This is a genomic window from Pseudooceanicola sp. DL12 (assembly GCF_056270665.1).
This window is the reverse complement of the sequence record NZ_CM149884.1, coordinates 3,528,244-3,555,017: the sequence shown is the minus strand read 5'-3', so window position 1 is coordinate 3,555,017 and position 26,774 is coordinate 3,528,244. Positions and strand designations below refer to the sequence as shown.

The following is a 26,774-nucleotide window of genomic DNA, read 5'->3' as shown; positions in this document are numbered from 1 at the left end:
GTCATGGGCAAGGAAAAGAACCCCCGCCGCGTGGCTGACAACGAAGCTATGGCCAAGGTCCGCATGCTTCGCACCAGCCCGCAGAAACTCAACCTGGTGGCTGCGATGATCCGTGGCAAGAAGGTCGACAAGGCTCTGAACGATCTCACCTTCTCGAAGAAGCGGATCGCTCAGGACGTGAAGAAGTGCCTTCAGTCCGCTATCGCCAACGCCGAGAACAACCACCAGCTTGACGTCGACGAACTCGTCGTCGCCGAAGCATTCGTGGGCAAGAACCTCGTGATGAAGCGTGGCCGTCCCCGGGCACGTGGCCGTTACGGCCGCATCATGAAGCCGTTTTCGGAGCTCACCATCAAGGTGCGTCAGGTCGAGGAGCAAGCCTAATGGGTCAGAAAGTCAATCCGATCGGCATGCGCCTGCAGGTCAACCGCACCTGGGACAGCCGCTGGTACGCCGACACCAAGGACTTTGGTGATCTTCTCCTGGAAGACGTCAAGATCCGCGAGTTCATCAAGACCGAGTGCAAGCAGGCCGGCATCGCCCGCGTGATCATCGAGCGCCCCCACAAGAAGTGCCGTGTGACCATTCACACCGCACGTCCGGGCGTGATCATCGGCAAGAAGGGCGCCGACATCGAGGTTCTCCGCAAGAAACTGTCGAAAATGACCGACAGCGAACTGCACCTGAACATCGTCGAAGTCCGCAAGCCGGAACTCGACGCGATGCTGGTGGCCGAATCCATCGCTCAGCAGCTCGAGCGCCGTGTGTCCTTCCGTCGTGCCATGAAGCGCGGCGTGCAGAACGCAATGCGCATGGGCGCCCTGGGCATCCGTGTGAACGTCGCCGGTCGTCTGGGCGGTGCAGAAATCGCGCGTACCGAATGGTACCGTGAGGGCCGCGTGCCGCTGCACACCCTGCGTGCCGACATCGACTATGCTCACGCCGAAGCAATGACCCCCTATGGCATCATCGGGATCAAGGTCTGGATCTTCAAAGGCGAGATCATGGAGCACGATCCGCAAGCCCGCGACCGCAAGGCGCAGGAACTGCAGGACGGTCCGGCTCCGCGTGGCGCAGGTGGTAACCGCCGCGACCGCGACCGGTAAGGAGACAGAAAGATGCTTCAACCGAAACGCACGAAATTCCGCAAGCAGTTCAAGGGCCGGATCAAGGGCGAAGCCAAGGGCGGCTCCGATCTGAACTTCGGTACCTTCGGCCTGAAAGCGACCCAGCCCGAGCGTGTGACGGCACGTCAGATCGAAGCGGCCCGCCGCGCGATGACCCGTCACATGAAACGTCAGGGCCGTGTCTGGATCCGTATCTTCCCGGACGTGCCCGTCACCTCCAAGCCCACCGAAGTTCGTATGGGTAAAGGTAAGGGTTCCGTCGACTACTGGGCATGCAAGGTCAAACCCGGCCGTGTCATGTTCGAGATCGACGGCGTGTCGGAAGGCGTCGCACGCGAGGCCCTGCGCCTGGCGTCGATGAAACTGCCGATCAAGACCCGCATCGTGGTCCGCGAAGACTGGTAAGGGCCGGCGTGTCCGCACGCAGCCTGCAAGATCGAGAGCCCCCGTCGCGAAAGCGGCGGGGGCTTTACTTTGTGCCCCCCCCGTGGGGCACCCATGGCTGCCGGGGCAGGGGCCTGCGGCCCCGGGATATTTGGAACAGGGAAACCGGGGCGTGCCTGCCTCGTTTCCCTGTTTCAAGTATCCTCGCCGAAGGCATCGCCCGGCAGGGCGATTTACCGCAGGGGCGCCACGGGCCTTCCCTCGTGCCGCGCGGGGCGGTATGGCGGCGGCAGTGAATCCCCAGCGTCGCGAGGCCGCCCATGTCCGATATCCGTTCCCTCTTCGCCACCCGTCTCTATCAGGCGCGTCTCGCCGAGATGGGCGATACCGTCGATGCCGACGAGCTCGAAGCCTCGTGCTATTCCATTGCCGAGGATGACGAGGCCGGCCAGGAATGGTGCGAGAACAACGACTATCCCGGCTACACCTCCTATGCCTCGCTGACCGATCTGCCCTGGCGCTTCCCGATCTTCGGGGATCTGGTCAAGCTGCTCGACAAGCACGTGGCGGGCTTTGCCGAGGACCTGCAGTTCGATCTGGGTGACCGGTCGCTGGTTCTCGAGGATCTCTGGATCAACATCCTGCCCGAGGGCGGAACCCACAGCTCGCATATCCACCCGCACAGCGTGATCTCGGGCACCACCTACGTGGCGATGCCCGAGGGCGCCTCGGCGCTCAAGCTCGAGGATCCGCGGCTGCCGATGATGATGGCGGCGCCGACCCGGGTGAAGGGCGCGCGGGAAGAGCTGCGCAGCTTCATCTACGTGGCGCCGGCGGTGGGCGATGTCCTGCTCTGGGAGAGCTGGCTGCGCCACGAGGTGCCGATGAACATGTCGGAAGATGACCGCATCTCCGTCAGTTTCAACTACAAGTGGGAGTGAGCTCCGATCCGGGCCACATCGTGGCCCGGCAAAAGGTTCAGTGGACCTTTTGAGGAGCGAACGGGCGGAGCCCAGCCGGTCCGGGCCACATTGTGGCCCGGCAAAAGGTCCGGTAGACCTTTTGAGGTGCTGGCGGGCGGTCCCCGTGATCCTGGTCGGGGCGGCCCCGGGCCACGGGGTACGCGGTCCAGGATCCGGTGTCGGCGCCCGGCTCCCCCGTGCCTTCGAAGCGGCCTTGTTTTTCTGCGTCTCGCACTGCAACAGGGGTTGCGCCATGGGCGAGTCCCGCGTATAGGCAGCGCTCGTTGTTCTTACATAACCCACCGGATTCGCGGGTTACCCCTCTCGGGGCCCGCCGGTGCAAGGAAGGAAAGGTTCTGCGATGAGCATTCAAGAGCTCCGCGACAAGACGCCTGACCAGCTCCGCGAGGATCTGGCAGAGCTGAAGAAGGCACAGTTCAACCTGCGCTTTCAGCAAGCGACCGGCCAACTGGAAAACCCCGCACAGATGCGCATTGCTCGCCGCCAGGCTGCCCGCGTTCTCACCGTGCTGAATGAAAAAGCTGCTGCTGCAGCCGCTTCGGAATAAGGGAAGACCCAGATGCCCAAACGTATCCTTCAAGGCGTCGTCACCTCCGACGCAAACGCTCAGACCGTCACCGTGTCGGTGGAACGCCGCTTCACGCACCCGGTTCTGAAGAAGACCATTCGTAAGTCCAAGAAATACCGGGCGCACGATGAGCTGAACACCTTCAAGAAGGGTGACACGGTCCGCATTCAGGAATGCGCGCCGAAATCCAAGACGAAACGCTGGGAAGTGATCGCCAGCTGATCGGAGGGGCCTGCGCCTTGCGCGGGCCTTTCACCGTGAAAGCCGGGCACCATTTCCCGGATCAATCGAAACCGCGAGACCCCGCTGATCATCGGGCGTCTCACAGGTCGGGAGAAACCACATGATCCAGATGCAGACCAATCTGGATGTTGCTGACAACTCCGGCGCTCGCCGAGTTCAGTGCATCAAGGTTCTGGGTGGTTCCAAGCGTAAATACGCCTCCGTGGGCGACATCATTGTCGTCTCGGTGAAGGAAGCCATCCCGCGCGGTCGCGTTAAGAAAGGTGACGTCCGCAAGGCCGTCGTCGTGCGCACCGCCAAGGAAGTCCGTCGTGAAGATGGCACCGCGATCCGTTTCGATCGCAACGCAGCCGTCATCCTGAACAACAACAACGAGCCCGTCGGTACGCGTATCTTCGGCCCGGTTGTTCGCGAGCTGCGTGCCAAGAACTTCATGAAAATCATCTCGCTGGCTCCGGAGGTGCTGTAATGGCTGCTAAACTCCGCAAAGGTGACAAGGTCATCGTCCTTGCCGGCAAGGACAAGGGCCAGACCGGGACCATCGCGTCCGTCGATCCCAAGGCCGGCAAGGCCGTGGTCGAAGGCGTGAACATGGCCATCCGTCACACCCGCCAGTCCCAGACGTCGCAAGGTGGCCGCCTGCCCAAGGCAATGCCGATCGCCCTGTCGAACCTGGCCATCGTTGATGCAAACGGCAAGGCGACGCGCGTCGGCTTCAAGATCGAAGGCGACAAGAAAGTCCGCTTTGCGAAGACCACGGGGGACGTGATCGATGCTTGATGCAGAAACCTACACCCCGCGTCTGAAGGCGCAGTACGCAGAGTCGATCAAGGCCGCTCTCAAAGAAGAGTTCGGCTACAAGAACGACATGCAGATCCCGCGTCTGGACAAGATCGTGCTGAACATCGGCTGCGGCGCAGAGGCTGTGAAGGATTCCAAGAAGGCCAAGTCGGCCCAGGAAGACCTGACCACCATCGCCGGCCAGAAGGCTCTCGTCACCACCGCCAAGAAGTCCATCGCTGGCTTCCGCGTTCGTGAAGACATGCCCCTCGGCGCCAAGGTCACCCTCCGCGGCGACCGCATGTACGAATTCCTTGATCGTCTGATCACGATCGCAATGCCCCGTATCCGCGACTTCCGCGGCGTCTCGGGCAAGTCGTTCGACGGCCGTGGCAACTATGCCATGGGCATCAAGGAACATATCGTTTTCCCCGAGATCAACTTCGACAAGGTCGATGAAGTCTGGGGCCTCGATATCGTCATCGGCACCACCGCGAAAACCGACGCAGAAGCGAAGGCACTGTTGAAAGCATTCAACATGCCGTTCAACAGCTGATCGCGCGAGGGAGATTTAGATATGGCTAAAAAATCCATGATCGAGCGCGAGAAGAAGCGGGAGCGCCTGGTCGCTCAATACGCTGCTAAGCGCGCTGCACTGAAAGAGGTCATCTACGACCAGGACAAGCCGATGGAAGAGCGTTTCCGCGCCACCCTGAAGCTTGCCGAACTGCCGCGCAACTCGTCCGCGACGCGTCTGCACAACCGCTGTCAGCTCACCGGCCGTCCCCATGCTTACTACCGTAAGCTCAAGGTCAGCCGTATCATGCTGCGCCAGCTGGGCTCCAATGGTCAGGTTCCTGGCCTCGTGAAATCGAGCTGGTAAGGAGGGCATAGAGAATGAACGATCCTATCGGCGATATGCTCACCCGTATCCGTAACTCTCAGATGCGTGGCAAATCCACGGTCTCCACGCCGGCTTCCAAGCTGCGCGCATGGGTCCTGGACGTGCTGGCTGACGAAGGCTACATCCGCGGCTACGAGAAGGGCACTGATGTCAACGGTCACCCGACCCTCGAGATCAGCCTCAAGTACTACGAAGGCACTCCTGTCATTCGCGAAGTGAAGCGGGTTTCGACCCCCGGCCGTCGCGTTTACATGAGCGTCAAGGACATCCCGCAGGTCCGTCAGGGCCTCGGCGTGTCGATTGTCTCCACGTCCAAGGGCGTGATGTCGGATGCAGCAGCTCGCGCCCAGAACGTTGGTGGCGAAGTTCTCTGCACCGTCTTCTAAGGAGGTCTGTAATGTCTCGTATTGGTAAGAAACCGGTCGAGCTGCCCTCTGGCGTCACCGCCAGCATCTCGGGTCAGACCGTAGAAGTGAAGGGCCCGAAAGGGACCCACAGCTTCACCGCCACCGACGATGTGACGATCGTTGTCGAAGACAACGCCGTCACCGTCACGCCGCGCGGTACGTCCAAGCGTGCGCGTCAGCAGTGGGGCATGTCCCGCACTGTCGTCGCGAACATGGTTCAGGGCGTCACCAACGGCTTCAAGAAAGAGCTGGAAATCACTGGTGTGGGTTATCGCGCTCAGGCTCAGGGCAACGTCCTGAAACTGAACCTCGGCCTGTCCCACGAAGTGAACTTCAACGTGCCGGACGGGGTCACCGTGACCACGCCCAAGCCGACCGAAGTTATCATCGAAGGCACCGACCCCCAGCTTGTGGGCCAGGTCGCGGCGAACATCCGCGAATGGCGCAAGCCCGAGCCCTACAAGGGCAAGGGCATCAAGTACAAGGGCGAGTTCATCTTCCGTAAGGAAGGCAAGAAGAAGTAAGGAACGCAAAAATGGCAAAAAGCAAAAGGGAACTGTTCCTGAAGCGCCGTCTGCGCGTTCGGAACAAGCTTCGCGCAGTGAACGCAGGCCGCGTGCGCCTGTCGGTCCATCGCTCGAACAAGAACATCAGCGTCCAGCTGATCGACGATGTCGCCGGTGTGACCCTGGCCTCCGCCTCCTCGCTGGAGAAGGACCTGGGTGTTGTCGGCAAGAACAACATCGAAGCAGCCGCCAAGGTGGGTGCTGCAATCGCGGAGCGCGCCAAGAAGGCGGGCGTCGAAGAAGCATACTTCGACCGCGGTGGCTTCCTGTACCACGGCAAGGTGAAGGCTCTGGCCGACGCCGCGCGTGAAGGCGGCCTGAAGATCTGATCGTGGCGGCGGGCTCCGGCCCGCCCCGCATCACCGGCAGCAGGCGGGAGAGATCCCGCCTTTGTCGCACTTTTGCGGGCCTCCGGGCCCCGATGATCCGGGAGCGTCCCCCGATACGTTCGAAGGGCCTCACCTGGATTGGACAACCGGGCGCGTCGCGCCCATGAGTGAAGGAAGCCAAATATGGCAAGAGATGACAACCGGGGCCGCCGCGATCGCGACGAAGCACCGGAATTCGCAGATCGCCTCGTCGCGATCAACCGCGTTTCCAAGACCGTCAAGGGTGGTAAGCGTTTCGGCTTCGCCGCGCTCGTGGTCGTGGGTGACCAGAAGGGCCGCGTCGGCTTCGGCAAGGGCAAGGCCAAGGAGGTCCCCGAGGCCATCCGCAAGGCCACCGAGCAAGCCAAGCGCCAGATGATCCGCGTGCCGCTGCGCGAAGGTCGCACCCTGCACCACGATATCGAAGGCCGTCACGGCGCCGGCAAGGTGGTCATGCGCACCGCCCCGACCGGTACCGGGATCATCGCAGGTGGTCCGATGCGTGCCGTCTTCGAAATGCTGGGCGTTCAGGACGTGGTCGCAAAGTCGATCGGTTCGCAGAACCCCTACAACATGATCCGCGCCACGCTGGAAGGCCTGCAAAAGGTATCTTCGCCGCGTTCCGTCGCACAGCGTCGTGGCAAGAAAGTGGCCGACATTCTGCCCAAGCGCGACGAGGCACCCGCCGAGTCGAGCCAAGTGGCAGAAGAGGCGTAAGGAGGCTTACTGATGGCAACCATCGTCGTAAAACAGATCGGTTCCCCGATCCGTCGCCCCGCCAAGCAGCGTGAAACGCTGATCGGCCTGGGTCTGAACAAGATGCACAAAGAGCGCGAGCTCGAAGACACCCCCTCCGTTCGCGGCATGGTGAACTCGATCCCGCACCTGGTGAAGATCATCGAGGAAAAGGCCTGAGGCCTCTCTCCCGATCCTGAAATCTCGAAACACCCCGGTCCTCTGGCCGGGGTGTTTTGGTTTTGGCACCCCGGTCTGTGTGTGTCGCGGCGCGTCGGCGCGTGGGGTGCTCCGGCGGTACTGCTCCCACCTGTGAACTCTATTTCCTTGCCCTGCGGGGCAGGCAGCCTAGCGTGGAAGCGCGATATCGCCCGTGGGCGGTGATCGACGCAACGGCGGAAGGGGCAGCGGAATGGACATGTTCTATACCCTCGATGCCGAGGACCGGATCCTTCGGGTCAGTACCGGCTGGAACCAGTTCAGCCTCGAGAACGGCGGCCCCCCGGACCTTGCCGAAAGGGTTGTCGGCGCGCCGCTGGAGAGCTTCATCTCGGGTGACGAGACCCGGGCCTTCTTCCATGGCTTCTTCCTGCGCGTGCGAGAGATGGGCCGGCTCGTCTGGGCCGACTACCGCTGTGATTCCCCCGAGCTGAAGCGCCTGCATCGCATGATGCTGACGCCACGGCCGAACGGCACGCTCACCGTCACTCACGTGACCGTCTGGGCCCAGCCGCAAAGTCGGGGCAAGTTCCTTCCGGTGCTGCAGGGGGCCGTGCCGGTCTGCAGCCTCTGTGGCCGGCTCTTCATCGGCGAGAGCTGGGTCGAGGTCGCCATGCCGCCTGCCGAGGCCGAGACGCGCCCCCTCTCGGTGCACTATGTCATCTGCGACAGCTGCCGCTCGGCAAGCACGCGGCACCTGCGTCAGGCCTGAAGGGGTCTGGGCCCGATCGGGAGGCGAGAGCGGTTTCCGCTTTCTTCCCGTCCGGCGTCCCGGCACACTGCCCGGGTTGTTCCTTCAGCCCAAAGGCCCTCATGCCCATCCCGGACTCCGCCTTTCGTCATCATCCTGCACTTGCCGGCCGCATCCGCCCGCCAGAGGACTCGGTCTTCCGCGAGATGGATTATGCCGCGCTCGATGCGCAGATGGCCGAGGCCGGTTTCGGCCCGGACTGGCGCCGCAGCGATGCCGACCGCGAGGCCACGCGCCATGCGGCCTTGGCAGGCCATCAGGGGCCGCTCTGGGTCTTCGGCTATGGCTCGCTCATGTGGGATCCCGCGATCGACTGTGACGAGATCCGCCATGCGACCCTGCGGGGCTTCCACCGCTCCATGTGCCTTGTCGATACCCGTGGCGCGCGGGGCTCTGCCGAGGTGCCGGGCCTGATGGCGGGTCTTGCGCGGGGCGGGCAATGCGAGGGGCTGGCGTTCCGCATCCCCGAGCCGCTGGTCGATCGCGAGACCGCCCGCCTGTGGCGGCGTGAGATGATCGCCCATGCCTACGAGCCTGTTCTGGCCACCGCCGACACGCCGCAGGGGCCCGTCACCGTGGTGGCCTTTGCCGCCGACCCCGAGGCACCCAACATCTGCACCGATCTCCCCCGCGCGCTCCAGGTGCGCTACATCGCGACGGGGCAGGGGCGGCTGGGCACCAGCCGCGAATACCTCGAGGGGATGCTGCGGCAATTCGCGACCATGGGCGTCTCCGATCCCGAGCTCGAGGGGCTGCACGCCGATGTCGAGGCCTATCCCGCCGCTCGGTAAAGCTGACTCACCCGTTCCAGTTTAGAATAATTCCAGACTTTGATCCGGATCAAGGTAACCGTGCACGGGCCGGGCGATACTTCCGTAACGCGCGAACGCCAGCCAGACGGAGTCTGCCATGCGTTCACCTCTTGCCAGTTTCATAGCCAGCACGGCGCTTGTTGCCGCGCCACTGGTCCTCGCCCCGCTCGCCGCCGGCGCCCAGGAGGATGATCTCCGCGCCTACGCGCTCGAGACCTTCCGGCCGCTGCCCTCGACCGTCCCGGCGGTGGCCGACAACCCCGTGACCGATGAAAAGATCGAGTTGGGCAAGATGCTCTTCTTCGATCCGCGCGTCTCTCTTTCCGGGGTGTTCTCCTGCTATTCCTGTCACAACCTGACCACCGGCGGCGACGACAACCTCGAAACCTCCGTCGGTCACGGCTGGCAGAAGGGGCCGCGCAACGCCCCCACGGTGCTGAACTCGGTGCTGAACGAGGCCCAGTTCTGGGACGGCCGCGCCGCCGACCTCAAGGCCCAGGCCAAGGGCCCGGTGCAGGCCGGCGTCGAGATGGCCAACACCCCCGACAACGTCGAGGTGATGATGAATTCCATGCCGGGTTACGTGACGGCCTTCTCCGCCGCCTTCCCGGACGAGCCCCAGCCCGCCACCTTCGACAACATGGCCCGCGCCATCGAGGCCTTCGAGGCCACGCTGATCACCCCTGCGCCCTTCGATGCCTGGCTCAACGGCAATGATGCCGCCCTCTCCGAAGAGGCCAAGGCAGGCCTCGGGCTCTTCATGGACATGGGCTGTTCGGCCTGCCACTCCGGCGTCAACGTCGGCGGGCATGGCTATTATCCCTTCGGCCTGATCGAGAAGCCGGGCGCCGAGATCCTGCCCGAGGGCGACAAGGGCCGCTTTGCCGTGACCGAGACGGTGGACGACGAATATGTCTTCCGCGCCGCGCCCCTGCGCAACGTCGCGATGACGGCGCCCTATTTCCACTCCGGCAAGGTCTGGGATCTCAAGACCGCTGTGCAGATCATGGCCGAGAGCCAGCTCGGCGCCGAGCTCTCCGACGAGGAGGCAACCCAGATCGTGGCCTTCCTCGACAGTCTCACCGGCGAGATGCCCGCGGTGACCCTGCCGGTGCTCCCGGCCGAGACGGAGGCCACGCCGCGCCCGCAACAGGACGCCCTGCCATAAGCTAACCTCCGGTTCCGGCGTGGCAGAACGAAGACGGCCCGACGCGAGAGCGCCGGGCCGATTTCATGTTTCCTGCTGGGTGCGGGGATCAGGCCGCGCAGGCGCTGGCCCCCTGGGCCCGGCCGCCGCGGCTGCGCCGGCGACGTCCGCCGTTGCCGCTCTTGGCCTGGCCGCCGCCGTTGCCGCCGCCCTGGCCGCGTCCGCCGCCCTGGCCACGGCCCCGGCCGCCGCCCTTGCCGCGTCCGCCCTTGCCGCCGGCAGGGGCATCCATCGGCTCCCAGGGGGTGCCGCCGGCCACGGGGATCGACCGCCCCATGACCTTCTGGATGTCCTTCAGCTCGCCCATCTCGGCGGGCGCGCAATAGGCGATGGCGGTGCCGTCACGACCGGCACGGGCCGTCCGGCCGATGCGGTGCACATAGTTGTCGGGCACGTTCGGCAGGTCATAGTTGTAGACATAGCGCACCTCGGGGATGTCGATGCCGCGCGCCGCCACATCCGTGGCCACCAGCACCGTCAGCTCGCCGTCGCGGAACCCCTTCAGGGCGCGGTCGCGCTGGCCCTGGCTCTTGTTGCCGTGCACCGAGCTTGCCGCGAAACCGGCGCGCTCCAGGTGCTTCTTCAGCCGTTCCGCGCCGTGCTTGGTGCGGGCAAAGACCAGCGCCGCCTCGTCGCGGTGGCGGTCCAGGTGTTCGATCAGCAGGTTGGTCTTCTCGCTCTGGGCGACAAAATGCACCGATTGCTCGATCTTCTCGGCCGGTTTGCCCGGAGGGGCGGTTTCCACCCGCTCGGGATCGGTCAGGTAGGTCTTGGCGATCTCGTTCATGTGCTTCGGCATCGTGGCCGAGAACAGCATGGTCTGGCGTTCTGCGGGCAGCAGCGTCGCGATGCGGCGCAGCGCGTGGATAAAGCCCAGGTCCAGCATCTGGTCGGCTTCGTCCAGCACCAGGTACTGGGTCAGGTCCAGGCGCACGGCCTTGCGGTCCAGCAGGTCGATCAGCCGGCCCGGCGTCGCGACCAGAAGGTCGGTGCCGCGTTCCAGCCGCTTGATCTGGGCGTTGATCGACACGCCGCCGACCACCACGCCGACGCGCACCTGGGTGCCCTTGGCATAGGCCTGCAGGTTGTCGACGATCTGTTTTGCCAGTTCACGGGTCGGGGCCAGGATCAGCCCGCGCACCGATTTCGGCGCCGGGCGCCCTTCCAGCCGCAGCAGCGCGCTCAGCAGCGGCAGGCCAAAGGCGGCGGTCTTGCCGGTGCCGGTCTGGGCCAGGCCCAGCACGTCGCGGCCTTCCATGGCCAGCGGAATGGCCTTTTGCTGGATGGGGGTGGGCTCGGTCAGGCCAAGCTCTTCGAGGTTCTTGAGGAGGCGGGACGGCAGTCCCAGCGATTCAAAGGTCAAGTCGTGTCCTTACTGCGCGGGGGTGCGGCCATTGCGGCACGCAGGCAACCCCGGCGTTCAAGCGGGCCTCCGCCCTGTGCAGGGCGGTGCGTCACTCGTGGGTTCCGCCCGAAAACCGCCGGCCACCGAATTGCAGCAGGCCCTGTCAGGCGTTGGACCCCCGCGTGAAATGGGAACCATATTTGGGAAATCTGCCGGCGGGCGTCAGGATCATCTGTCATCTCGGGCCCGGCGACCTGCTCACGCGGCAGGAACGGCAGTCCACCGCATATGGGGCATGGCCGCGCGAAAGTCAATGCGCCGTGATCGCGCCGCAGGAGAGGTGCTATCGTTCCCGCATCTCGGGACCGCCCTGCGGCAGGCCAGAGGGGCGCAGGGGGGCAGGGGGGAGCAGGGAGGGCGGTATCCGCGCCACACTAGCGGGCGCAGCGCCGCAGATCGGGCCGCCGTGCCTTGACAGGTTCCGGCCCGCGGGCCCTACAGGTTGCAGTCCCCGTCGGGGCCCACGCTGCACGCCTTGTATAGCGCGACGGTCCGACAGGGGCGGGTATTGGTTAAATGGTACGTATTCAACTCAATATAGGAAGACACCACATGAAGCGCCCTCTCGCGTTGACCGCTGCCCTTTGTGCCGCACTCATGGTCCTCTCCGGTTGCGCCGAGCCGCAGCAGGGGTTCAACACCCCGCCGGGCCCGCAGCCCGACGCCCAGCCGACCTGGAACACCCCTCCGGGTCAACAATTCAACGCCCCGCCGCAAAGCTGAGCGTGACGGGCGCCCCGGGTCCCGGGGCGCCTCCGCTGCGTCAGGCCTTGCGGCGTGCGGGACGTCCCCGATGTCCTTGACCCGCCCTGCGATCCGCCGCACCCTTGCCGGGCCGTTCCAGGGGGGGAGCATGCCATGAAAGCCACAGGTTTCGCTCTTGCCATCACGCTGCTGCTCGCCGGCTGCGCCCCGCAGCCGAAGCCGCAGCCGAACCCGCAGGGCCGACAGGTCTCTGGCGCGGCCACGGTGGGGGTGTCCTCCTCGGGCGTGCGTGGCGGTGTCGGCGTGAATGTCTGCAATCCCAACAATCGCTCCCGGGTTTCCCTCGGGATAGGGGCCGGGCCGGTCTCCGTCAGCACCGGCTGCTAGACCGGCCGGGGGCAGGCCCCGCGCCCCTTTGTCGCAAGGGCCACAGCGTCATTGCCGCGCCTTGCCCCGCTGGCCCGTTTCGCCGCAGGGCGGGGGCTGAAACCCGCTTGATCCGCGTGACCTCACGGTCTATACGCCCCGGGTGGTCCTTCGGGGCCCGGAATCACAATCAAGAAATGCCGTGTCTGCCCAATCCGCTTCGGGGGCAGTTCCGGCCTAGGAGAAGCGATATGAAACTCAACGAACTGCGCGACAATCCCGGCGCCGCACCGAAACGCACCCGTGTTGGCCGTGGCCCCGGCTCCGGCAAGGGCAAGATGGGCGGCCGTGGTATCAAGGGTCAGAAATCCCGTTCGGGCGTGGCCATTGCCGGCTACGAAGGCGGCCAGATGCCGCTCTACCAGCGTCTGCCCAAGCGCGGCTTCAACAAGCCGAACCGCAAGAAATTCGCCGTCGTGAACCTTGGCCTGATCGCCAAGTTCATCGAGACCGGCGCGATCGACGCTTCCGCTCCCGTGACCGAAGACGTTCTGTTGGCTTCGGGCCTCGTGCGTCGCAAGCTCGACGGTGTCCGCGTTCTGGCCAAGGGTGAAATCACCACGGCCGTGAACCTGGAAGTCACCGGCGCCTCCAAAGCTGCTGTCGAAGCAGTCGAGAAGGCCGGCGGCTCGCTCAAGGTTGCTGCTGCTGCGGCGGAATAAGGTTGTAGGCGGCGCTTGCGCCGCTTAACAAACCGATAGTTTTCCTGAAACGCCGCCGAGCCGGGAATACGGCCCCGGCGGCGTTCATGCATAAGAGAGAGCCTATGGTATCTGCAGCAGAACAGATGGCGGCCAACACTTCCTGGGCCGCGCTCAGCAAGGCGACGGATCTGCGCAAGCGGATTTTCTACACGATCGGTCTGCTGATCATCTGCCGGCTGGGCACCTACATTCCCGTTCCCGGGATCGACGGCGCCGCACTGCGCAACTTCATGGAAGGCGCAGGGCAGGGGATCGGGGGCATGCTCTCGATGTTCACCGGTGGCGCCCTCGGCCGGATGGGGATCTTCGCCCTCGGCATCATGCCCTACATTTCCGCCTCGATCATCGTTCAGCTGATGGCCTCGCTCGTGCCGTCGCTCGAACAGCTGAAAAAGGAAGGCGAACAGGGCCGCAAGAAGATCAACCAGTACACCCGCTACGGCACCGTGCTTCTGGGCGCGCTGCAGGCCTATGGCCTCGCGCTGTCGCTGGAAGGCGGCGACATGGTCTCCGACCCGGGCCTCTTCTTCCGCGCCGAATGCGTGATCACGCTGGTCGGCGGCACGATGTTCATGATGTGGCTGGGTGAGCAGATCACCGCACGCGGCATCGGCAACGGCATCTCGCTCATCATCTTCGTCGGCATCATCGCCGAGGTTCCCGCTGCCCTGGCGCAGTTCCTCGCCTCCGGCCGCTCCGGCGCGATCTCTCCGGTCGTCATCGTCGGCGCCCTGATCATGGTCGTCGCGGTGATCGCCTTCGTCGTGTTCATGGAGCGCGCGCTGCGCAAGATCCATATCCAGTATCCCCGCCGTCAGGTGGGCATGAAGGTCTATGACGGCGGCTCCTCGCACCTGCCGATCAAGGTCAACCCGGCCGGCGTGATCCCCGCGATCTTCGCCTCCTCGCTGCTGCTGCTGCCGGTGACCATCTCGACCTTCCGCGGCGCGGGCACCGGCGCCGTCATGTCGACGATCCTGGCCTACTTCGGCCCCGGACAGATCCTCTACTCCCTGTTCTTCGTGGTGATGATCGTCTTCTTCGCCTACTTCTACACCCACAACGTCGCCTTCAAGACCGATGACGTTGCCGACAACCTCAAGAACCAGAACGGCTTCATCCCGGGCATCCGCCCCGGTGCGAAGACCGCCGAATACCTCAGCTACGTGGTCAACCGCGTGCTCGTCCTCGGCTCGGCCTACCTGGCTGGTGTCTGTCTGCTGCCTGAAATCCTGCGCGGTCAGTTCAACATCCCGTTCTACTTCGGGGGCACGTCGGTGCTGATTGTCGTCTCGGTCGTGATGGACACGATCCAACAGGTTCAGTCACACCTGCTGGCACACCAGTACGAAGGTCTGATCGAAAAATCTCAGCTTCGTGGCAAAGGCAAAGGCAAGCGTCGCACGCGGAAAGGGCCGGCACGCAAATGAATATCATTCTTCTCGGACCGCCGGGCGCAGGCAAGGGCACCCAGGCACGGATCCTCGTCGAAGAGAGAAACATGATCCAGCTCTCGACCGGAGACATGCTGCGCGAAGCACGCACCTCCGGCACGGAGATGGGCAACAAGGTGGCCGCTGTCATGGATGCGGGCGAGCTTGTCACCGACGAGATCGTCATCGGTCTGATCCGCGAAAAGCTCAAGGGCGACAAGCAGGGCGGCTTCATCTTCGACGGCTTCCCGCGCACCCTGGCGCAGGCCGACGCGCTCGAGGAGCTGCTGGCCGAAGAGGGCGAGAGCCTCGACGCCGTGATCGAACTGCGCGTCCGTGACGAGGCCCTGGTGGCCCGGATCACCGGTCGCTCGACCTGTGCCAGCTGCGGCGAGGTCTATCACGACGTGACCAAGCCGATCCCGGACGATGGCAAGTGCACCGTCTGCGGCGGCACCGAGTTCAAGCGCCGGGCCGACGATACCGAGGACGCGCTCAAGACGCGGCTGATGGAATACTACAAGAAGACCTCGCCGCTGCTTGGCTACTACCATGCCAAGGGCGCGCTCAAGCGGGTCGACGGCCTGGCAGAGCCGAAGGTCGTCAGGGCCGCCATCGGGGCGATTCTCGGCGACTGAGCCGGGGTCTTCGACCATGACGGAAACGGGGCGCCGCAGCATGCCGGCGCCCCTTTTCATTCCGCCCCGGCGGCATATATTCCCCTCATGGCCCGTGAACCGTGGCCTTTGCACCGCACCGGATCGCCGAATCCGGCGCTATGACGGGCGTCATGCCCGAAACAGGTGTAAAAGGGGTTGACCCTCCGTCCTTTCCCAAATACCCAGCCCTATCTCGGGGTGCAGGCGATTCTTTGCCTCTTCCCGGTCCCGCCGAATGTGACCACGGCCTGCAGGCTCCATGCCTCGGGCCGCGAGTTGTGAAAAAAGGTTCTGGTGCTACGGAACCGCAACAAAAGGAAGACAGAGAATTGGCACGTATTGCCGGCGTTAACATCCCGACTGCAAAGCGGGTTCCGATCGCCCTCACCTACATCACCGGTATCGGCCCCGCATCGGCCAAGGCCATTTGCGAAGCCGTTTCCATCGACGCAACCCGTCGCGTGAACGAACTCTCCGATGCCGAAGTGCTCGCCATCCGTGAGCATATCGACGCCAACTACACCGTCGAAGGCGACCTGCGTCGCGAGACGCAAATGAACATCAAGCGCCTCATGGACCTGGGCTGCTACCGTGGCCTGCGTCACCGTCGCAACCTGCCCGTCCGTGGTCAGCGTACCCATACGAACGCCCGTACCCGCAAGGGCCCGGCCAAGCCGATCGCCGGCAAGAAGAAGTAAGGGAGCGCACTGGATATGGCACGCGATACTCGCCGCACCGCAAAGAAGAAGGTTTCCAAGAACATCGCCGCTGGCGTTGCTCATGTGAACTCCTCGTTCAACAACACCAAGATCCTGATCTCCGACGTTCAGGGCAATGCCATCGCATGGTCCTCCGCAGGGACCATGGGCTTCAAGGGCTCGCGCAAGTCGACCCCCTACGCTGCTCAGATGGCTGCCGAAGACGCCGGCAAGAAGGCACAGGACCATGGCGTCAAGACGCTGGAAGTCGAAGTTCAGGGCCCCGGCTCTGGCCGCGAATCCGCGCTCCGCGCCCTGGCTGCCATCGGCTTCAACATCACGTCCATCCGCGACGTGACGCCGATCGCCCACAACGGCTGCCGCCCGCCGAAGCGTCGCCGGGTCTGATCAGGACCGGACTTTTGAGGGGCTGCGCCAGCGCGCGGCCCCCTTTCGTCATTTTTAACCTCGGGCGTTCCGACCTTTGGACATGGGGATGGGACAGGAATTGAGGAGACACGCATGATCCACAAGAACTGGGCCGAACTGATCAAGCCGACGCAGCTCGACGTCAAACCGGGCAATGACCCGGCGCGTCAGGCCACCGTCGTTGCAGAGCCGCTGGAGCGGGGCTTTGGCCTCACCCTGGGCAACGCCCTGCGCCGTATCCTGATGTCGTCGCTTCAGGGCGCCGCCATCACCTCGGTGCAGATCGACAACGTTCTGCATGAATTCTCCTCGGTTGCAGGCGTCCGCGAGGACGTGACCGATGTGGTTCTGAACCTCAAGGGCGTTGCCCTGCGCATGGAAGTCGAAGGGCCGAAGCGCCTCTCGATCAATGCCAAGGGTCCGGGCGTCGTCACCGCCGGTGACATCTCGGAAAGTGCCGGCATCGAGGTCCTGAACAAGGACCACGTGATCTGCCACCTCGACGAGGGTGCCGACCTGTTCATGGAACTCACCGTGAACACCGGCAAGGGCTATGTGTCCGCCGACAAGAACAAGCCGGAAGATGCGCCCATCGGCCTGATCCCGATCGACGCGATCTACTCGCCGATCAAGAAGGTCTCCTACGACGTGCAGCCGACCCGCGAGGGCCAGGTGCTCGACTATGACAAGCTGACGCTGAAGGTGGAAACCGACGGCTCCGTCACGCCCGATGACGCCGTGGCCTATGCCGCGCGCATCCTGCAGGACCAGCTGTCGATCTTCGTGAACTTCGAAGAGCCCGAATCCGCCGGCCGCCAGGACGAGGACGATGGTCTCGAGTTCAACCCGCTGCTGCTGAAGAAGGTCGACGAGCTCGAGCTCTCCGTCCGTTCGGCAAACTGCCTGAAGAACGACAACATCGTCTACATCGGCGACCTGATCCAGAAGACCGAAGCCGAGATGCTCCGCACCCCGAACTTCGGCCGCAAGTCGCTGAACGAGATCAAGGAAGTGCTCTCGGGCATGGGTCTGCACCTCGGCATGGATGTCGAGGACTGGCCGCCGGACAACATCGAAGATCTGGCCAAGAAGTTCGAAGACCACTTCTGAGGCATTCGCGGAGAGATCCGCTTTTGAAATCGGTCCGGGCGGCATATGGTCCGCCCGACCGAATCGCCCCGACCGACGGCACCGAGCGCTGCGTTAAGCATTTCGGGCCGGCAGGGCAGGGGCAAAACGGCACCGACGCAATACCGATGCGATACCGACGTAATACCGACGTGCCGTTCCGGCCCCCAATGGGCCGTTAACCAGACTGGGCATTCCGCCCCAAGGAGAGCGATCCGCCACGCATGGATCGCCGGACAAAGCAAAACCGCCCGTAGAGGGCAACACTGGAGAAATGACATGCGTCACGCACGTGGCTACCGCCGCCTGAACCGTACTCACGAACACCGTAAGGCCCTGTTTTCCAACATGGCCGGCTCGCTGATCGAGCACGAACAGATCAAGACCACCCTGCCCAAGGCCAAGGAACTTCGCCCGATCATCGAAAAGATGATCACCCTGGCAAAGCGCGGCCCCGATGACCTGCACGCTCGCCGTCAGGCCGCTTCCAAGCTGAAGCAGGACGAGCTGGTCACCAAGCTGTTCGACGTTCTCGGCCCGCGCTACAAGGACCGTCAGGGCGGCTATGTCCGTATTATGAAAGCGGGATTCCGCTACGGTGACATGGCGCCCATGGCCATCATCGAGTTCGTCGACCGCGATGTCGACGCCAAGGGCGCAGCCGACAAGGCCCGCGTCGCAGCCGAAGAAGCTGCCGAATAATATTTAGTTGAACTCACAAGAGTTTGACGGCACCCCCGGTCCAAAAGGCCGGGGGTTTTTCTATGTTGCAGGGGCAAGGCCCCGATGACTTGCCTTCGTCCCGGGGCTGCGCATATCTTCCGCACAGCCTGCCACAGGAAAGGCCTCCCATGAAATTCACGTCCTATCGTCCGCTCCTCGCCTCCGCCGCTCTCGCCGTACTCGTGCTCGGGCCGGGCGGGCCTGCTGCGGCCGAGACGCGGATACCGACGTCCCAGGCCGAGATCTCGATGGGCTTTGCGCCTCTCGTCAAACAGGCCACCCCCGCCGTGGTAAACATCTATGCCAAGCGGGTGGTCGAGACGCGGCAGTCGCCCTTTGCCAATGATCCGTTCTTTTCCCAGTTCTTTCATGGCCTTGGCCAAACCCAGCCGCAGGTACAGAACTCTCTCGGTTCCGGGGTGATCCTGTCCTCCGACGGCTACGTGGTGACCAATTACCACGTTGTTGGTCAGGCCGATGACATCCGGGTTGTCCTCTCCGACGGGCGCGAGTTCGAGGGCAACGTGCTGATGTCCGATCAGCAGGCGGACCTTGCGATCCTCAAGCTCGACGGCGTCGATGACCTGCCCTATCTCAAGCTCCGCGATAGCGAGAACGTCGATGTGGGCGAGCTCGTGCTGGCCATCGGCAACCCCTTCGGCGTGGGGCAGACGGTCAGTTCCGGGATCGTGTCCGGACTCGCGCGCTCGGGCGCCGCGGCCGGGGGCTCTGGCCGGGGCTACTTCATTCAGACCGATGCGCCAATCAACCCGGGCAACTCCGGCGGCGCGCTGATCGACGTCAACGGCAACCTGATCGGCGTGAACACCTCGATCCTCAGCCGCTCGGGCGGCTCGAACGGCATCGGGTTCGCGATCCCCGCCTCGCTGGTGGCACAATTCCTCGGCCAGGCCGAGGATGGCGCCGATCATTTCAGCCGCCCCTGGGCGGGCATGACGGGGCATCCGGTTGATCTCGATATGGCGTCCGCGGTAGGCCTCGACAGCCCTCAGGGCATGGTGATTGACGCGATGCACGACGAAAGTCCGTTCAAGGCCAAGGGCTTCGTGCCGGGAGACGTGATACTGGCGGTGGACGGTCTGCCGGTCTCCAGCCCCGCCGAAATGGTCTATCGCATGACTGTGCGTGGCATCGGCGGTAGCGCCGAGATCACGCGCCTGCATGATGGCAAGAAGAGCGAGGTGACCGTTCCCATGGTCGCTGCCCCCGAAGATCCCGCCCGTGCACCGGTCGAGACCGACGACAGCACCGTGATCCCCGGCATGAAGTTGGTCACGGTCAACCCGGGGGTCATCGCCGAGTTCCAGCTGCCGCTGACCGCAGCCGGCGTCCTGGTCGAGGATCCCGGTCAGATCGGCGCCCGTGCCGGCCTGCGCCAGGGCGACATGATCACCGCGGTCAACGATACCGCGACGGCGACGTCCCACGATGCCGCAGAAGCGCTCAGCGAAACGGGCCGTTACCTGCAGCTCAGCGTGCTGCGCAACGGTCAGCCGCTTACCATGCGCTTCCGCCTCTGAATGGCGGATCTCTTCGGACCCGGGCCGGGCGACGACGATCAGCCGTCGCCCCAGGCCGCGACTGAGGCTCAGTCCGACGGGGGCGCACCGCGTCCGCTGGCCGATCGTCTGCGCCCCCGCACCCTTTCCGAGGTCATCGGTCAGCGTCAGGTTCTCGGGCCGGAGGCGCCACTGACGGTGATGCTCGAGGCCGGCAGCCTCGGGTCGATCATCTTCTGGGGCCCGCCTGGCACAGGCAAGACCACCATCGCCCGGCTCCTCGCGGATCAGACCGACCTGCATTTCGTGCAGATTTCGGCGATTTTCTCGGGGGTTGCTGATCTCAAGAAGGTCTTCGAGACTGCCAAGCAGCGGCGCCGTACCGGAAAGGGCACACTGCTCTTCGTCGACGAAATCCACCGTTTCAACAAGGCCCAGCAGGACGGCTTTCTGCCGCATATGGAGGATGGCACGATCCTCCTCGTCGGGGCCACCACCGAGAACCCAAGCTTCGAGCTGAATGCGGCACTGCTGTCCCGGGCGCAGGTCCTGGTGCTGGAACGGCTCTCGCTCGAGGATCTGGAACAGATCGCCCGTCGGGCAGAGGAGGCCATCGGCCACCCGCTGCCCCTGACGCCCGAGGCTCGAGAGGCCCTTCTCGGCATGGCTGACGGCGACGGCCGGGCCTTTCTGAACCTGGTGGAGCAGGTCGCTGCCTGGCGCACGGCAGCGCCTCTCGACCGAGAGGCGCTCGCCAGCCGCCTGATGCGCCGTGCCGCCAGATACGACAAGAACGGCGACGAGCACTACAACCTGATTTCGGCGCTGCACAAATCGGTGCGGGGCAGTGATCCGGATGCGGCGCTCTACTGGTTCTCACGCATGCTCGAGGGCGGCGAGGATCCGCGCTATATCGCGCGGAGGGTCACACGGATGTCGGTCGAGGACATCGGCCTCGCCGATCCCCAGGCCCAGACGATCTGCCTCGATGCCTGGCAGGTCTACGAGCGGCTCGGGTCGCCGGAGGGCGAACAGGCGCTTGCCAACGCCGTGATCTACCTGGCGCTTGCACCGAAATCGAACGCAACCGAGATGGCCTATATCGCGGCTCGCGCCGCAGCTCGCAAGACCGGCTCGGCCATGCCGCCAAAACATATCCTGAATGCGCCCACCAGGTTCATGTCGGAACAGGGCTATGGCAAGGGCTATGCCTATGACCACGACGCCGAAGACGCCTTCTCGGGGCAGAACTACTTTCCCGAGGGGATGCGGCGTCCGGATTTCTATCAGCCGGTGGAGCGTGGCTTCGAGCGGGATCTGCGCAAGCGCCTGGACTATTTCGCCCGGTTGCGGGCCAAGCGCAACGATACCTCGGAGGATTAGCATCGCCTTGACAACAAGGGCTGTCCGCGCGACAGACGCCAGATGTTCCTGACCGTTCTCCAAGTGGCCCTTGGTGGCGCCATCGGCGCTTCCCTGAGGTATCTGTCCGGCGTTGCCATCGTGCGCGTCCTGGGCACCCATGCTTTCCCGCTGGGTGTCATCACCGTCAACATTCTCGGTTCCTTTATCATGGGGGCGCTGATCGTTCTCTTGGGGCACAAGGGGCTGACGCACTGGAATGCCTTCCTGGCAACCGGAATTCTCGGTGGTTTCACCACCTTCTCTTCCTTCTCGCTGGAAACCTTCACGCTCTTCGAAAGGGGCGAGGCAGGGCTGGCGGCAATCTACGTGATCCTCTCCGTGTCGCTGGCGCTGGCCGGCATCGTGGCGGGCACGTACCTGATGCGGGCGATGCTGACATGAGTGGCGTACAGACTGTGACCATCCCGGCGGACGACGCCGACATGCGCCTCGACCGCTGGCTGCGGCGCGCCTTTCCCCATGTCACCCAGGGGCGCATCGAAAAGATGTGCCGCAAGGGCGAACTGCGGGTCGATGGCGGCCGGGTAAAGAGCAATTTCCGCCTGCAGACGGGCCAGCAGCTGCGCATTCCGCCGCTGCCGGAACCGGGCGAGGAGCCGGCTCGGCCGGCACAGCCGCAGGTGTCGGACGACGACGCGCGGATGATCCAGTCCTGTGTCGTCTACCGCGATGATCACATCATCGCGCTGAACAAACCGGCGGGCTTGCCGGTGCAGGGTGGCTCGAAACAGACGCGCCATGTGGATGGTCTCGCCGAGGCGCTGAAGTTCGGCTACGAGGACAAGCCGCGGCTGGTGCACCGTCTCGACAAGGATACATCGGGCCTGCTCCTGCTGGCCCGCACCCGCTCTGCTGCGCAGAAGCTGACAGCGGCCTTCCGGTCCCGTGAAACCCGGAAGATCTATTGGGCCCTGGTTGCCGGCGTGCCGCATCCCTACATGGGCACGATCAAGTTCGGCCTCGTCAAGGCACCCGGCCACGGCAGTGGGGGGGAGGGCGAGAAGATGCTCTGTGTCCATCCGCGCGACATCGACAACACGCCCGGTGCCAAGCGCGCAGTGTCGGATTACTCTGTGCTCTGGCGTCTGGGGCAGCGGGCCGCCTGGGTCGGCCTTGTGCCCGTCACAGGCCGGACACACCAGCTTCGGGCTCACATGGCCGAGATCGGCCACCCGATCATCGGCGACGGCAAGTACGGCGGCTCTGGGCAGGAGAACCTGGGCGACGGCTGGGGCGCGCAGCTTGGTGGCGACATCAGCCGCAAGCTTCATCTGCACGCGCGACTGCTTCGCCTGACCCATCCCTTCACGGGCAAGCCGCTGGAACTTGAGGCGCCGATGCCCGATCACATGAAGCGCAGCTGGGACCATTTCGGCTGGTCCGAAGATGACGTGCGCAAGGATCCCTTCGACCTGGACGAGCCCCTATGACTGCACATCCCCGGCTGGTGATCTTCGATGTCGACGGTACGCTCGTCGACAGCCAGGCCGATATCGTCGGCTCCATGACCGAGGGCTTTGCGGCCGCGGGCCATGCGGCCCCCGAGCCGCAGGCGATCATGGGGATCGTCGGCCTTTCGCTCGATATCGCGGTGCCGCAACTGGCGCCCGATCTGTCGGCGCAGAGTCACGCCGAGATCGTTGCCGCCTACAAGCAGGCCTACATGCAGCGCCGCCTCAGGGCCGGGCGCGCGCATTCGCCCTTCTATCCTGGCATGCGCGAGCTGGTCGAGGCGCTGGCCGCCGAACCGGCCACCGTCCTGGCCATCGCCACGGGCAAATCCCGCCGCGGTCTCGATGCACTGCTGGAGAACCACGGCATGACGCGGACGTTCTTCACCACCCAGTGCGCCGATGAGCACCCGTCCAAGCCGAACCCCTCAATGATCCTGGCGGCCCTGTCGGAAACCGGCATCGCCGCCGAACACGCCTTGATGATCGGCGACGCCAGCTTTGATATCGACATGGCCCATGCCGCCGGCGTGCGTGCCATCGCCGTCGGATGGGGGTTTCAACCCGCCGCGGCACTGTCCCATGCGGATGCCTTTGCCTCCACCCCAGCGCAGTTGCGCGCCGCCATCGATGCCCTCGCAGGAGAGACCCTGTCATGAGTGAATGGAAAGCCCGTCGGTTCTGGAAAGAGGCACAGGTGGCCGAGCATGAGGAAGGCTTTGCGGTCCTTCTCGACGGACGCACGGTCAAGACCCCGGCCAAGACCGTTCTCGTTGTGCCGACCAGGGCACTGGCGGAGGCGATCGCCGCCGAATGGAACGCCCAGGAAAATGAAATAGACCCGACGGAAATGCCATTTACCAGAACGGCGAATTCCGCATTGGACAAGGTTCGCCCACAGCATGCGGAAGTGGCGGATATGATTGGGGCCTACGGCGATAGCGATCTGCTCTGCTATCGCGCGGATCATCCGGTTGAATTGGTCCGGCGGCAGCAGGCGGAATGGGATCCTATGCTGGATTGGGCCGCCAATACGCTCGGGGCACGGTTGGAGCCGCGCAACGGGGTGATTCATTCGCCCCAGGATACTGCCGCGCTGGAGGCCCTTTCGGCACGTGTTGCGGCCCTCACGCCCTTCGAGCTGGCCGCCTTCCACGACCTCGTCAGCCTCAGCGGTTCCCTGGTGCTCGGATTTGCCACATTCATGGGCGCTGCAAGCGCGGAAAAGGCATGGGCAACTTCACGCATTGACGAGCTCTGGCAAGAGGAACAATGGGGCGCCGACGAAGAGGCGGCAGAGATCGCCGAACTCAAGCGTACCGCATTTCTCCACGCACGGAATTTCCTTGAATTGCTACGTTCCGAGAGCGCCTAAAAGGCCGCGACCTGAGGTCGAATATTGGAATGCCGTTCTAGCCGTCACTGGCAAGGTCACGGCAGGTCGTTCGTTTACTTTTTGTTATGACGTACTTGACCCGTAGCGATGAATCCGCTCAACCTTTGGGCACTGTTGGGGGGAGCACCCTTGACCAGTTTCGCCCCTGGCCCCGCTAGGGACAAAAACCGCCGACCACTCAAAAGGCGGATAATCAGGAAGAGGTAAACATGAAAAAAACCGTATTTCTTGGCGCGTTGACCGTTGCCGGTCTGGCCGCCGGCGCAGCCGGTGCAGCCACTCTGGATGACGTGAAATCTCGCGGCAAACTGAACTGCGGCGTCTCCACCGGCCTCCCGGGCTTCTCGGCCCCCGATGCGAACGGTGACTGGCAGGGCTTTGACGTGGCCGTTTGCCGCGCCGTTGCCGCCGCCGTGCTCGGCGACCCGAAAGCTGTTGAATTCGTGCCGACCACCGGCAAGACCCGCTTCACCGCGCTGTCCTCCGGCGAGATCGACATGCTGGCCCGAAACACCACCTGGACCTTTTCGCGTGACAACGACCTGAAGTTCACCTTCACCGGCGTGAACTACTACGACGGTCAGGGCTTCATGATCCCGAAGGGCCTGGGCGTCAGCTCGGCCAAGGAACTTGATGGCGCCACCGTCTGCATCCAGACCGGCACCACCACCGAGCTCAACTTGGCCGACTTCTTCCGCGCCAACAACATGAGCTACGAGCCTGTTCCGATCGAGACCAATGCCGAAGCCCAGCAGCAGTTCTTGGCCGGCGCCTGCGACGTCTACACCACGGACGCCTCCGGCCTGGCTGCCACCCGCGCCACCTTCGAGAACCCCTCCGATTATGTCATCCTGCCCGAGATCATCTCGAAAGAGCCGCTCGGCCCGCTCGTGCGCCATGGCGACGACGAATGGGGTGACATCGTTCGTTGGTCGCTCAACGCGCTGATCGCGGCAGAAGAGCTGGGCGTGACCTCGACCAACGTCGCAGACATGGCCTCGGCACCGACCGACAACCCCGAGATCAACCGCCTGCTGGGCACCGAAGGTGACCTTGGCGCAATGATCGGCCTGTCGTCTGACTGGGCGGTCAACGCCATCAAGGCCGGCGGCAACTACGGCGAAGTCTTCGAGAAGAACATCGGTGAAGCCACGCCGATCGGTCTGTCGCGCGGTCTGAACGCGCAGTGGACCAACGGCGGCCTGATGTACGCACCGCCGTTCCGCTAAGGAACGAAACGCCGAGGGGCGCGGCACTGCCGCGCCCCTTTGCTTAATGCCTCCAGAAGAGAGGCTAAAAACGGACCGGCGCGGGCGCAAAATCGACACCGCGGAATTCCGGATCACGGGGAACATTTACGATGACAACGCTTACAGATCCGCCGGCGGAATCGTTTAAGCTATCCATGCTTATTTACGATACCCGGTATCGTTCCATAACCTTCCAGATCCTGGCCCTCATTGCCGTGCTGACGCTGTTCGGCTGGCTGGCCATGAACACGGCGCAGAACCTCGCCGACCTCGGCAAGGAGCCCTCCTTCGGGTTCATGCTCGATCCGGCCGGTTACGACATTAACCAGCGCCTGATCGAATACAATTCCCAATCCTCTCACATGCGCGCCGCCTTTGTCGGCCTGCTGAACACGCTGCTCGTTGCAGCGATGGGTTGTGCCACGGCCACCATCCTGGGGGTCTTCGTGGGCGTCATGCGCCTCAGCGGCAACTGGATGATCGCACGCCTGATGACGGTCTACGTCGAGATGTTCCGCAACGTGCCCGTCCTGATGTGGATCGTGCTCTGCATGGCCATCCTGATCGAGGCGATGCCCGCCCCGAGTGCCTTCCGCGGCGATGACCCGGAAGCCTCGATGCTGCTCTTCGACAGCATCGCCATCACCAACCGAGGTATCTACATTCCCGAACCGCTGTTCTCGAACGGCCTCGGAAATATCCACATCGGCAGTGCCTTCGACGTCAGCTTGGACCTGATTGCGGTGCTGGTGGTCTTCATCGGCTCGCTCTTTGTCGTCAAATGGCTGGGCAAGCGCGCCGATGCCACGCAGGAGGCCACCGGCATTCGCCCGACCACCTGGTGGAAGAGCGCGCTGATCGCCATTGTGCCGGTCTCGCTGTTGCTGCTCTTCCTCGGCTTCCACCTCGGGATGCCGGCGCTGAAAGGGTTCAACTTTGCCGGCGGCACGCACATGCGAAACTCGCTGATCGCGCTCTGGCTGGCCCTATCGCTCTACACGGCGGCCTTCATCGCAGAGATCGTCCGCTCCGGCATCATGGCCATCTCAAAGGGCCAGACCGAAGCTGCCGCAGCCCTGGGCCTCCGGCCCAACCGGGTCATGAGTCTTGTGATCCTGCCGCAGGCGATGCGCGTCATCATCCCGCCGCTGATCTCTCAGTACCTCAACCTGACCAAGAACTCCTCGCTGGCGATTGCCGTCGGCTACATGGACATCACGGGCACCCTGATGGGCATCACGCTGAACCAGACTGGGCGCGAGCTCGAGACCGTTCTGCTCGGCATGCTCGTCTACCTTACGATCAGCCTGATCATCTCGGGCGTGATGAACTGGTACAACAACCGCGTCAAACTGGTGGAGCGCTGAT

General features: G+C 64.0%; 35 protein-coding genes. 34 read left to right on the top strand and 1 reads right to left on the bottom strand.

The annotated features are described in order from the left end of the window. Window positions 1–3: 3 nt before the first annotated feature. The 18 genes from rplV (at window position 4) to AC0WR5_RS16475 (ending at window position 10,015) form a co-directional block, all read left to right on the top strand. A complete protein-coding gene (gene rplV / locus AC0WR5_RS16560) occupies window positions 4–384 on the top strand; it encodes a 50S ribosomal protein L22 (protein ID WP_475864778.1) in 381 nt (126 codons plus the stop codon). Continuing rightward, window positions 384–1,106, top strand: coding sequence for a 30S ribosomal protein S3 (rpsC, locus tag AC0WR5_RS16555; RefSeq protein WP_475864776.1), 723 nt, complete (start codon window positions 384–386; stop codon window positions 1,104–1,106). Before rplV ends, rpsC begins: the two co-directional genes overlap by 1 nt. A gap of 12 nt (window positions 1,107–1,118) precedes the next feature. Then, window positions 1,119–1,532: a 50S ribosomal protein L16 gene (rplP, locus tag AC0WR5_RS16550; protein ID WP_475864774.1), complete on the top strand. Its 414-nt coding sequence runs from the start codon at window positions 1,119–1,121 to the stop codon at window positions 1,530–1,532. Between the two features lie 299 nt (window positions 1,533–1,831). Continuing rightward, window positions 1,832–2,452: a 2OG-Fe(II) oxygenase family protein gene (locus AC0WR5_RS16545; protein WP_475864772.1), complete on the top strand. Its 621-nt coding sequence runs from the start codon at window positions 1,832–1,834 to the stop codon at window positions 2,450–2,452. A gap of 382 nt (window positions 2,453–2,834) precedes the next feature. Next, window positions 2,835–3,041 carry a 50S ribosomal protein L29 gene (gene rpmC / locus AC0WR5_RS16540; RefSeq protein ID WP_475864771.1) on the top strand — a complete coding sequence of 69 codons (207 nt, stop codon included), beginning with the start codon at window positions 2,835–2,837 and terminating at the stop codon, window positions 3,039–3,041. A gap of 12 nt (window positions 3,042–3,053) precedes the next feature. Continuing rightward, entirely contained in the window at window positions 3,054–3,284 is a 231-nt protein-coding gene (rpsQ, locus tag AC0WR5_RS16535; RefSeq protein ID WP_475864769.1) for a 30S ribosomal protein S17, read from the top strand. 121 nt (window positions 3,285–3,405) lie between these two features. Beyond that, window positions 3,406–3,774, top strand: coding sequence for a 50S ribosomal protein L14 (gene rplN / locus AC0WR5_RS16530; RefSeq protein WP_005621870.1), 369 nt, complete (start codon window positions 3,406–3,408; stop codon window positions 3,772–3,774). Beyond that, complete coding sequence (gene rplX / locus AC0WR5_RS16525; protein WP_475864767.1) at window positions 3,774–4,085, top strand: 50S ribosomal protein L24; 312 nt, start codon at window positions 3,774–3,776, stop codon at window positions 4,083–4,085. Before rplN ends, rplX begins: the two co-directional genes overlap by 1 nt. Further along, the gene (gene rplE, locus AC0WR5_RS16520) at window positions 4,078–4,641 is read left to right on the top strand and encodes a 50S ribosomal protein L5 (RefSeq protein ID WP_475864765.1); all 564 of its coding nucleotides are present in this window, start codon (window positions 4,078–4,080) and stop codon (window positions 4,639–4,641) included. The genes rplX and rplE overlap by 8 nt, the downstream gene beginning before the upstream one ends. A gap of 21 nt (window positions 4,642–4,662) precedes the next feature. Beyond that, the gene (gene rpsN / locus AC0WR5_RS16515; RefSeq protein WP_475864763.1) at window positions 4,663–4,968 is read left to right on the top strand and encodes a 30S ribosomal protein S14; all 306 of its coding nucleotides are present in this window, start codon (window positions 4,663–4,665) and stop codon (window positions 4,966–4,968) included. Window positions 4,969–4,982: 14 nt separating this feature from the next. After that, window positions 4,983–5,375: a 30S ribosomal protein S8 gene (gene rpsH, locus AC0WR5_RS16510; protein WP_475864761.1), complete on the top strand. Its 393-nt coding sequence runs from the start codon at window positions 4,983–4,985 to the stop codon at window positions 5,373–5,375. Window positions 5,376–5,386: 11 nt separating this feature from the next. Beyond that, a complete protein-coding gene (gene rplF, locus AC0WR5_RS16505) occupies window positions 5,387–5,920 on the top strand; it encodes a 50S ribosomal protein L6 (protein ID WP_475864759.1) in 534 nt (177 codons plus the stop codon). A gap of 11 nt (window positions 5,921–5,931) precedes the next feature. Continuing rightward, window positions 5,932–6,291: a 50S ribosomal protein L18 gene (rplR, locus tag AC0WR5_RS16500; RefSeq protein ID WP_475864757.1), complete on the top strand. Its 360-nt coding sequence runs from the start codon at window positions 5,932–5,934 to the stop codon at window positions 6,289–6,291. Between the two features lie 183 nt (window positions 6,292–6,474). Beyond that, window positions 6,475–7,047: a 30S ribosomal protein S5 gene (rpsE, locus tag AC0WR5_RS16495; protein WP_475864755.1), complete on the top strand. Its 573-nt coding sequence runs from the start codon at window positions 6,475–6,477 to the stop codon at window positions 7,045–7,047. Between the two features lie 9 nt (window positions 7,048–7,056). Next, window positions 7,057–7,245, top strand: coding sequence for a 50S ribosomal protein L30 (gene rpmD, locus AC0WR5_RS16490; protein WP_475869045.1), 189 nt, complete (start codon window positions 7,057–7,059; stop codon window positions 7,243–7,245). Between the two features lie 232 nt (window positions 7,246–7,477). Beyond that, window positions 7,478–7,996, top strand: a complete 519-nt coding sequence (locus AC0WR5_RS16485) for an SRPBCC family protein (RefSeq protein WP_475864753.1) — start codon at window positions 7,478–7,480, stop codon at window positions 7,994–7,996. A 101-nt stretch (window positions 7,997–8,097) separates the two neighbouring features. Beyond that, window positions 8,098–8,826, top strand: coding sequence for a gamma-glutamylcyclotransferase (locus AC0WR5_RS16480; protein ID WP_475864751.1), 729 nt, complete (start codon window positions 8,098–8,100; stop codon window positions 8,824–8,826). A 118-nt stretch (window positions 8,827–8,944) separates the two neighbouring features. After that, complete coding sequence (locus AC0WR5_RS16475; RefSeq protein WP_475864749.1) at window positions 8,945–10,015, top strand: cytochrome-c peroxidase; 1,071 nt, start codon at window positions 8,945–8,947, stop codon at window positions 10,013–10,015. An 88-nt stretch (window positions 10,016–10,103) separates the two neighbouring features. On the opposite strand, the gene AC0WR5_RS16470 is transcribed toward AC0WR5_RS16475, so the two are convergent. Then, on the bottom strand, window positions 10,104–11,417 hold the full coding sequence (locus AC0WR5_RS16470) for a DEAD/DEAH box helicase (RefSeq protein ID WP_475864747.1): 1,314 nt from the start codon (window positions 11,415–11,417) through the stop codon (window positions 10,104–10,106). A gap of 900 nt (window positions 11,418–12,317) precedes the next feature. Here AC0WR5_RS16470 and AC0WR5_RS16465 point away from each other — a divergent pair. The 16 genes from AC0WR5_RS16465 to AC0WR5_RS16390 all read left to right on the top strand — a co-directional run bounded on the left by AC0WR5_RS16465 (window position 12,318) and on the right by AC0WR5_RS16390 (window position 26,773). Beyond that, entirely contained in the window at window positions 12,318–12,551 is a 234-nt protein-coding gene (locus AC0WR5_RS16465; protein WP_475864745.1) for a hypothetical protein, read from the top strand. 230 nt (window positions 12,552–12,781) lie between these two features. After that, a complete protein-coding gene (rplO, locus tag AC0WR5_RS16460) occupies window positions 12,782–13,252 on the top strand; it encodes a 50S ribosomal protein L15 (RefSeq protein WP_475864743.1) in 471 nt (156 codons plus the stop codon). A gap of 104 nt (window positions 13,253–13,356) precedes the next feature. Further along, window positions 13,357–14,724, top strand: a complete 1,368-nt coding sequence (gene secY / locus AC0WR5_RS16455; protein WP_475864742.1) for a preprotein translocase subunit SecY — start codon at window positions 13,357–13,359, stop codon at window positions 14,722–14,724. Next, complete coding sequence (locus AC0WR5_RS16450) at window positions 14,721–15,365, top strand: adenylate kinase (protein WP_475864741.1); 645 nt, start codon at window positions 14,721–14,723, stop codon at window positions 15,363–15,365. The genes secY and AC0WR5_RS16450 overlap by 4 nt, the downstream gene beginning before the upstream one ends. A 350-nt stretch (window positions 15,366–15,715) precedes the next feature. Then, the gene (rpsM, locus tag AC0WR5_RS16445) at window positions 15,716–16,084 is read left to right on the top strand and encodes a 30S ribosomal protein S13 (protein WP_160892424.1); all 369 of its coding nucleotides are present in this window, start codon (window positions 15,716–15,718) and stop codon (window positions 16,082–16,084) included. A 15-nt stretch (window positions 16,085–16,099) separates the two neighbouring features. Then, complete coding sequence (gene rpsK / locus AC0WR5_RS16440; RefSeq protein WP_475864740.1) at window positions 16,100–16,492, top strand: 30S ribosomal protein S11; 393 nt, start codon at window positions 16,100–16,102, stop codon at window positions 16,490–16,492. 114 nt (window positions 16,493–16,606) lie between these two features. Then, window positions 16,607–17,623 carry a DNA-directed RNA polymerase subunit alpha gene (locus tag AC0WR5_RS16435; protein WP_475864738.1) on the top strand — a complete coding sequence of 339 codons (1,017 nt, stop codon included), beginning with the start codon at window positions 16,607–16,609 and terminating at the stop codon, window positions 17,621–17,623. A 297-nt stretch (window positions 17,624–17,920) separates the two neighbouring features. Next, window positions 17,921–18,343 carry a 50S ribosomal protein L17 gene (gene rplQ, locus AC0WR5_RS16430; RefSeq protein ID WP_475864736.1) on the top strand — a complete coding sequence of 141 codons (423 nt, stop codon included), beginning with the start codon at window positions 17,921–17,923 and terminating at the stop codon, window positions 18,341–18,343. A gap of 149 nt (window positions 18,344–18,492) precedes the next feature. Next, window positions 18,493–19,905: a trypsin-like peptidase domain-containing protein gene (locus AC0WR5_RS16425; protein ID WP_475864735.1), complete on the top strand. Its 1,413-nt coding sequence runs from the start codon at window positions 18,493–18,495 to the stop codon at window positions 19,903–19,905. Next, window positions 19,906–21,267, top strand: coding sequence for a replication-associated recombination protein A (locus AC0WR5_RS16420; RefSeq protein ID WP_475864734.1), 1,362 nt, complete (start codon window positions 19,906–19,908; stop codon window positions 21,265–21,267). Window positions 21,268–21,309: 42 nt separating this feature from the next. Further along, complete coding sequence (gene crcB, locus AC0WR5_RS16415) at window positions 21,310–21,690, top strand: fluoride efflux transporter CrcB (protein WP_475864733.1); 381 nt, start codon at window positions 21,310–21,312, stop codon at window positions 21,688–21,690. After that, window positions 21,687–22,739 (top strand): RluA family pseudouridine synthase, encoded by a 1,053-nt coding sequence (locus tag AC0WR5_RS16410; protein WP_475864731.1) that lies wholly within the window; start codon window positions 21,687–21,689, stop codon window positions 22,737–22,739. The genes crcB and AC0WR5_RS16410 overlap by 4 nt, the downstream gene beginning before the upstream one ends. Beyond that, window positions 22,736–23,419 carry an HAD-IA family hydrolase gene (locus AC0WR5_RS16405; protein ID WP_475864729.1) on the top strand — a complete coding sequence of 228 codons (684 nt, stop codon included), beginning with the start codon at window positions 22,736–22,738 and terminating at the stop codon, window positions 23,417–23,419. Before AC0WR5_RS16410 ends, AC0WR5_RS16405 begins: the two co-directional genes overlap by 4 nt. Next, a complete protein-coding gene (locus AC0WR5_RS16400; RefSeq protein WP_475864727.1) occupies window positions 23,416–24,135 on the top strand; it encodes an ATP12 family chaperone protein in 720 nt (239 codons plus the stop codon). The genes AC0WR5_RS16405 and AC0WR5_RS16400 overlap by 4 nt, the downstream gene beginning before the upstream one ends. Before the next feature lie 230 nt (window positions 24,136–24,365). After that, a complete protein-coding gene (locus tag AC0WR5_RS16395; RefSeq protein ID WP_475864725.1) occupies window positions 24,366–25,385 on the top strand; it encodes an amino acid ABC transporter substrate-binding protein in 1,020 nt (339 codons plus the stop codon). Between the two features lie 131 nt (window positions 25,386–25,516). Then, window positions 25,517–26,773 (top strand): amino acid ABC transporter permease, encoded by a 1,257-nt coding sequence (locus AC0WR5_RS16390; protein WP_475864723.1) that lies wholly within the window; start codon window positions 25,517–25,519, stop codon window positions 26,771–26,773. The last annotated feature ends 1 nt before the right edge of the window (window position 26,774 follow it).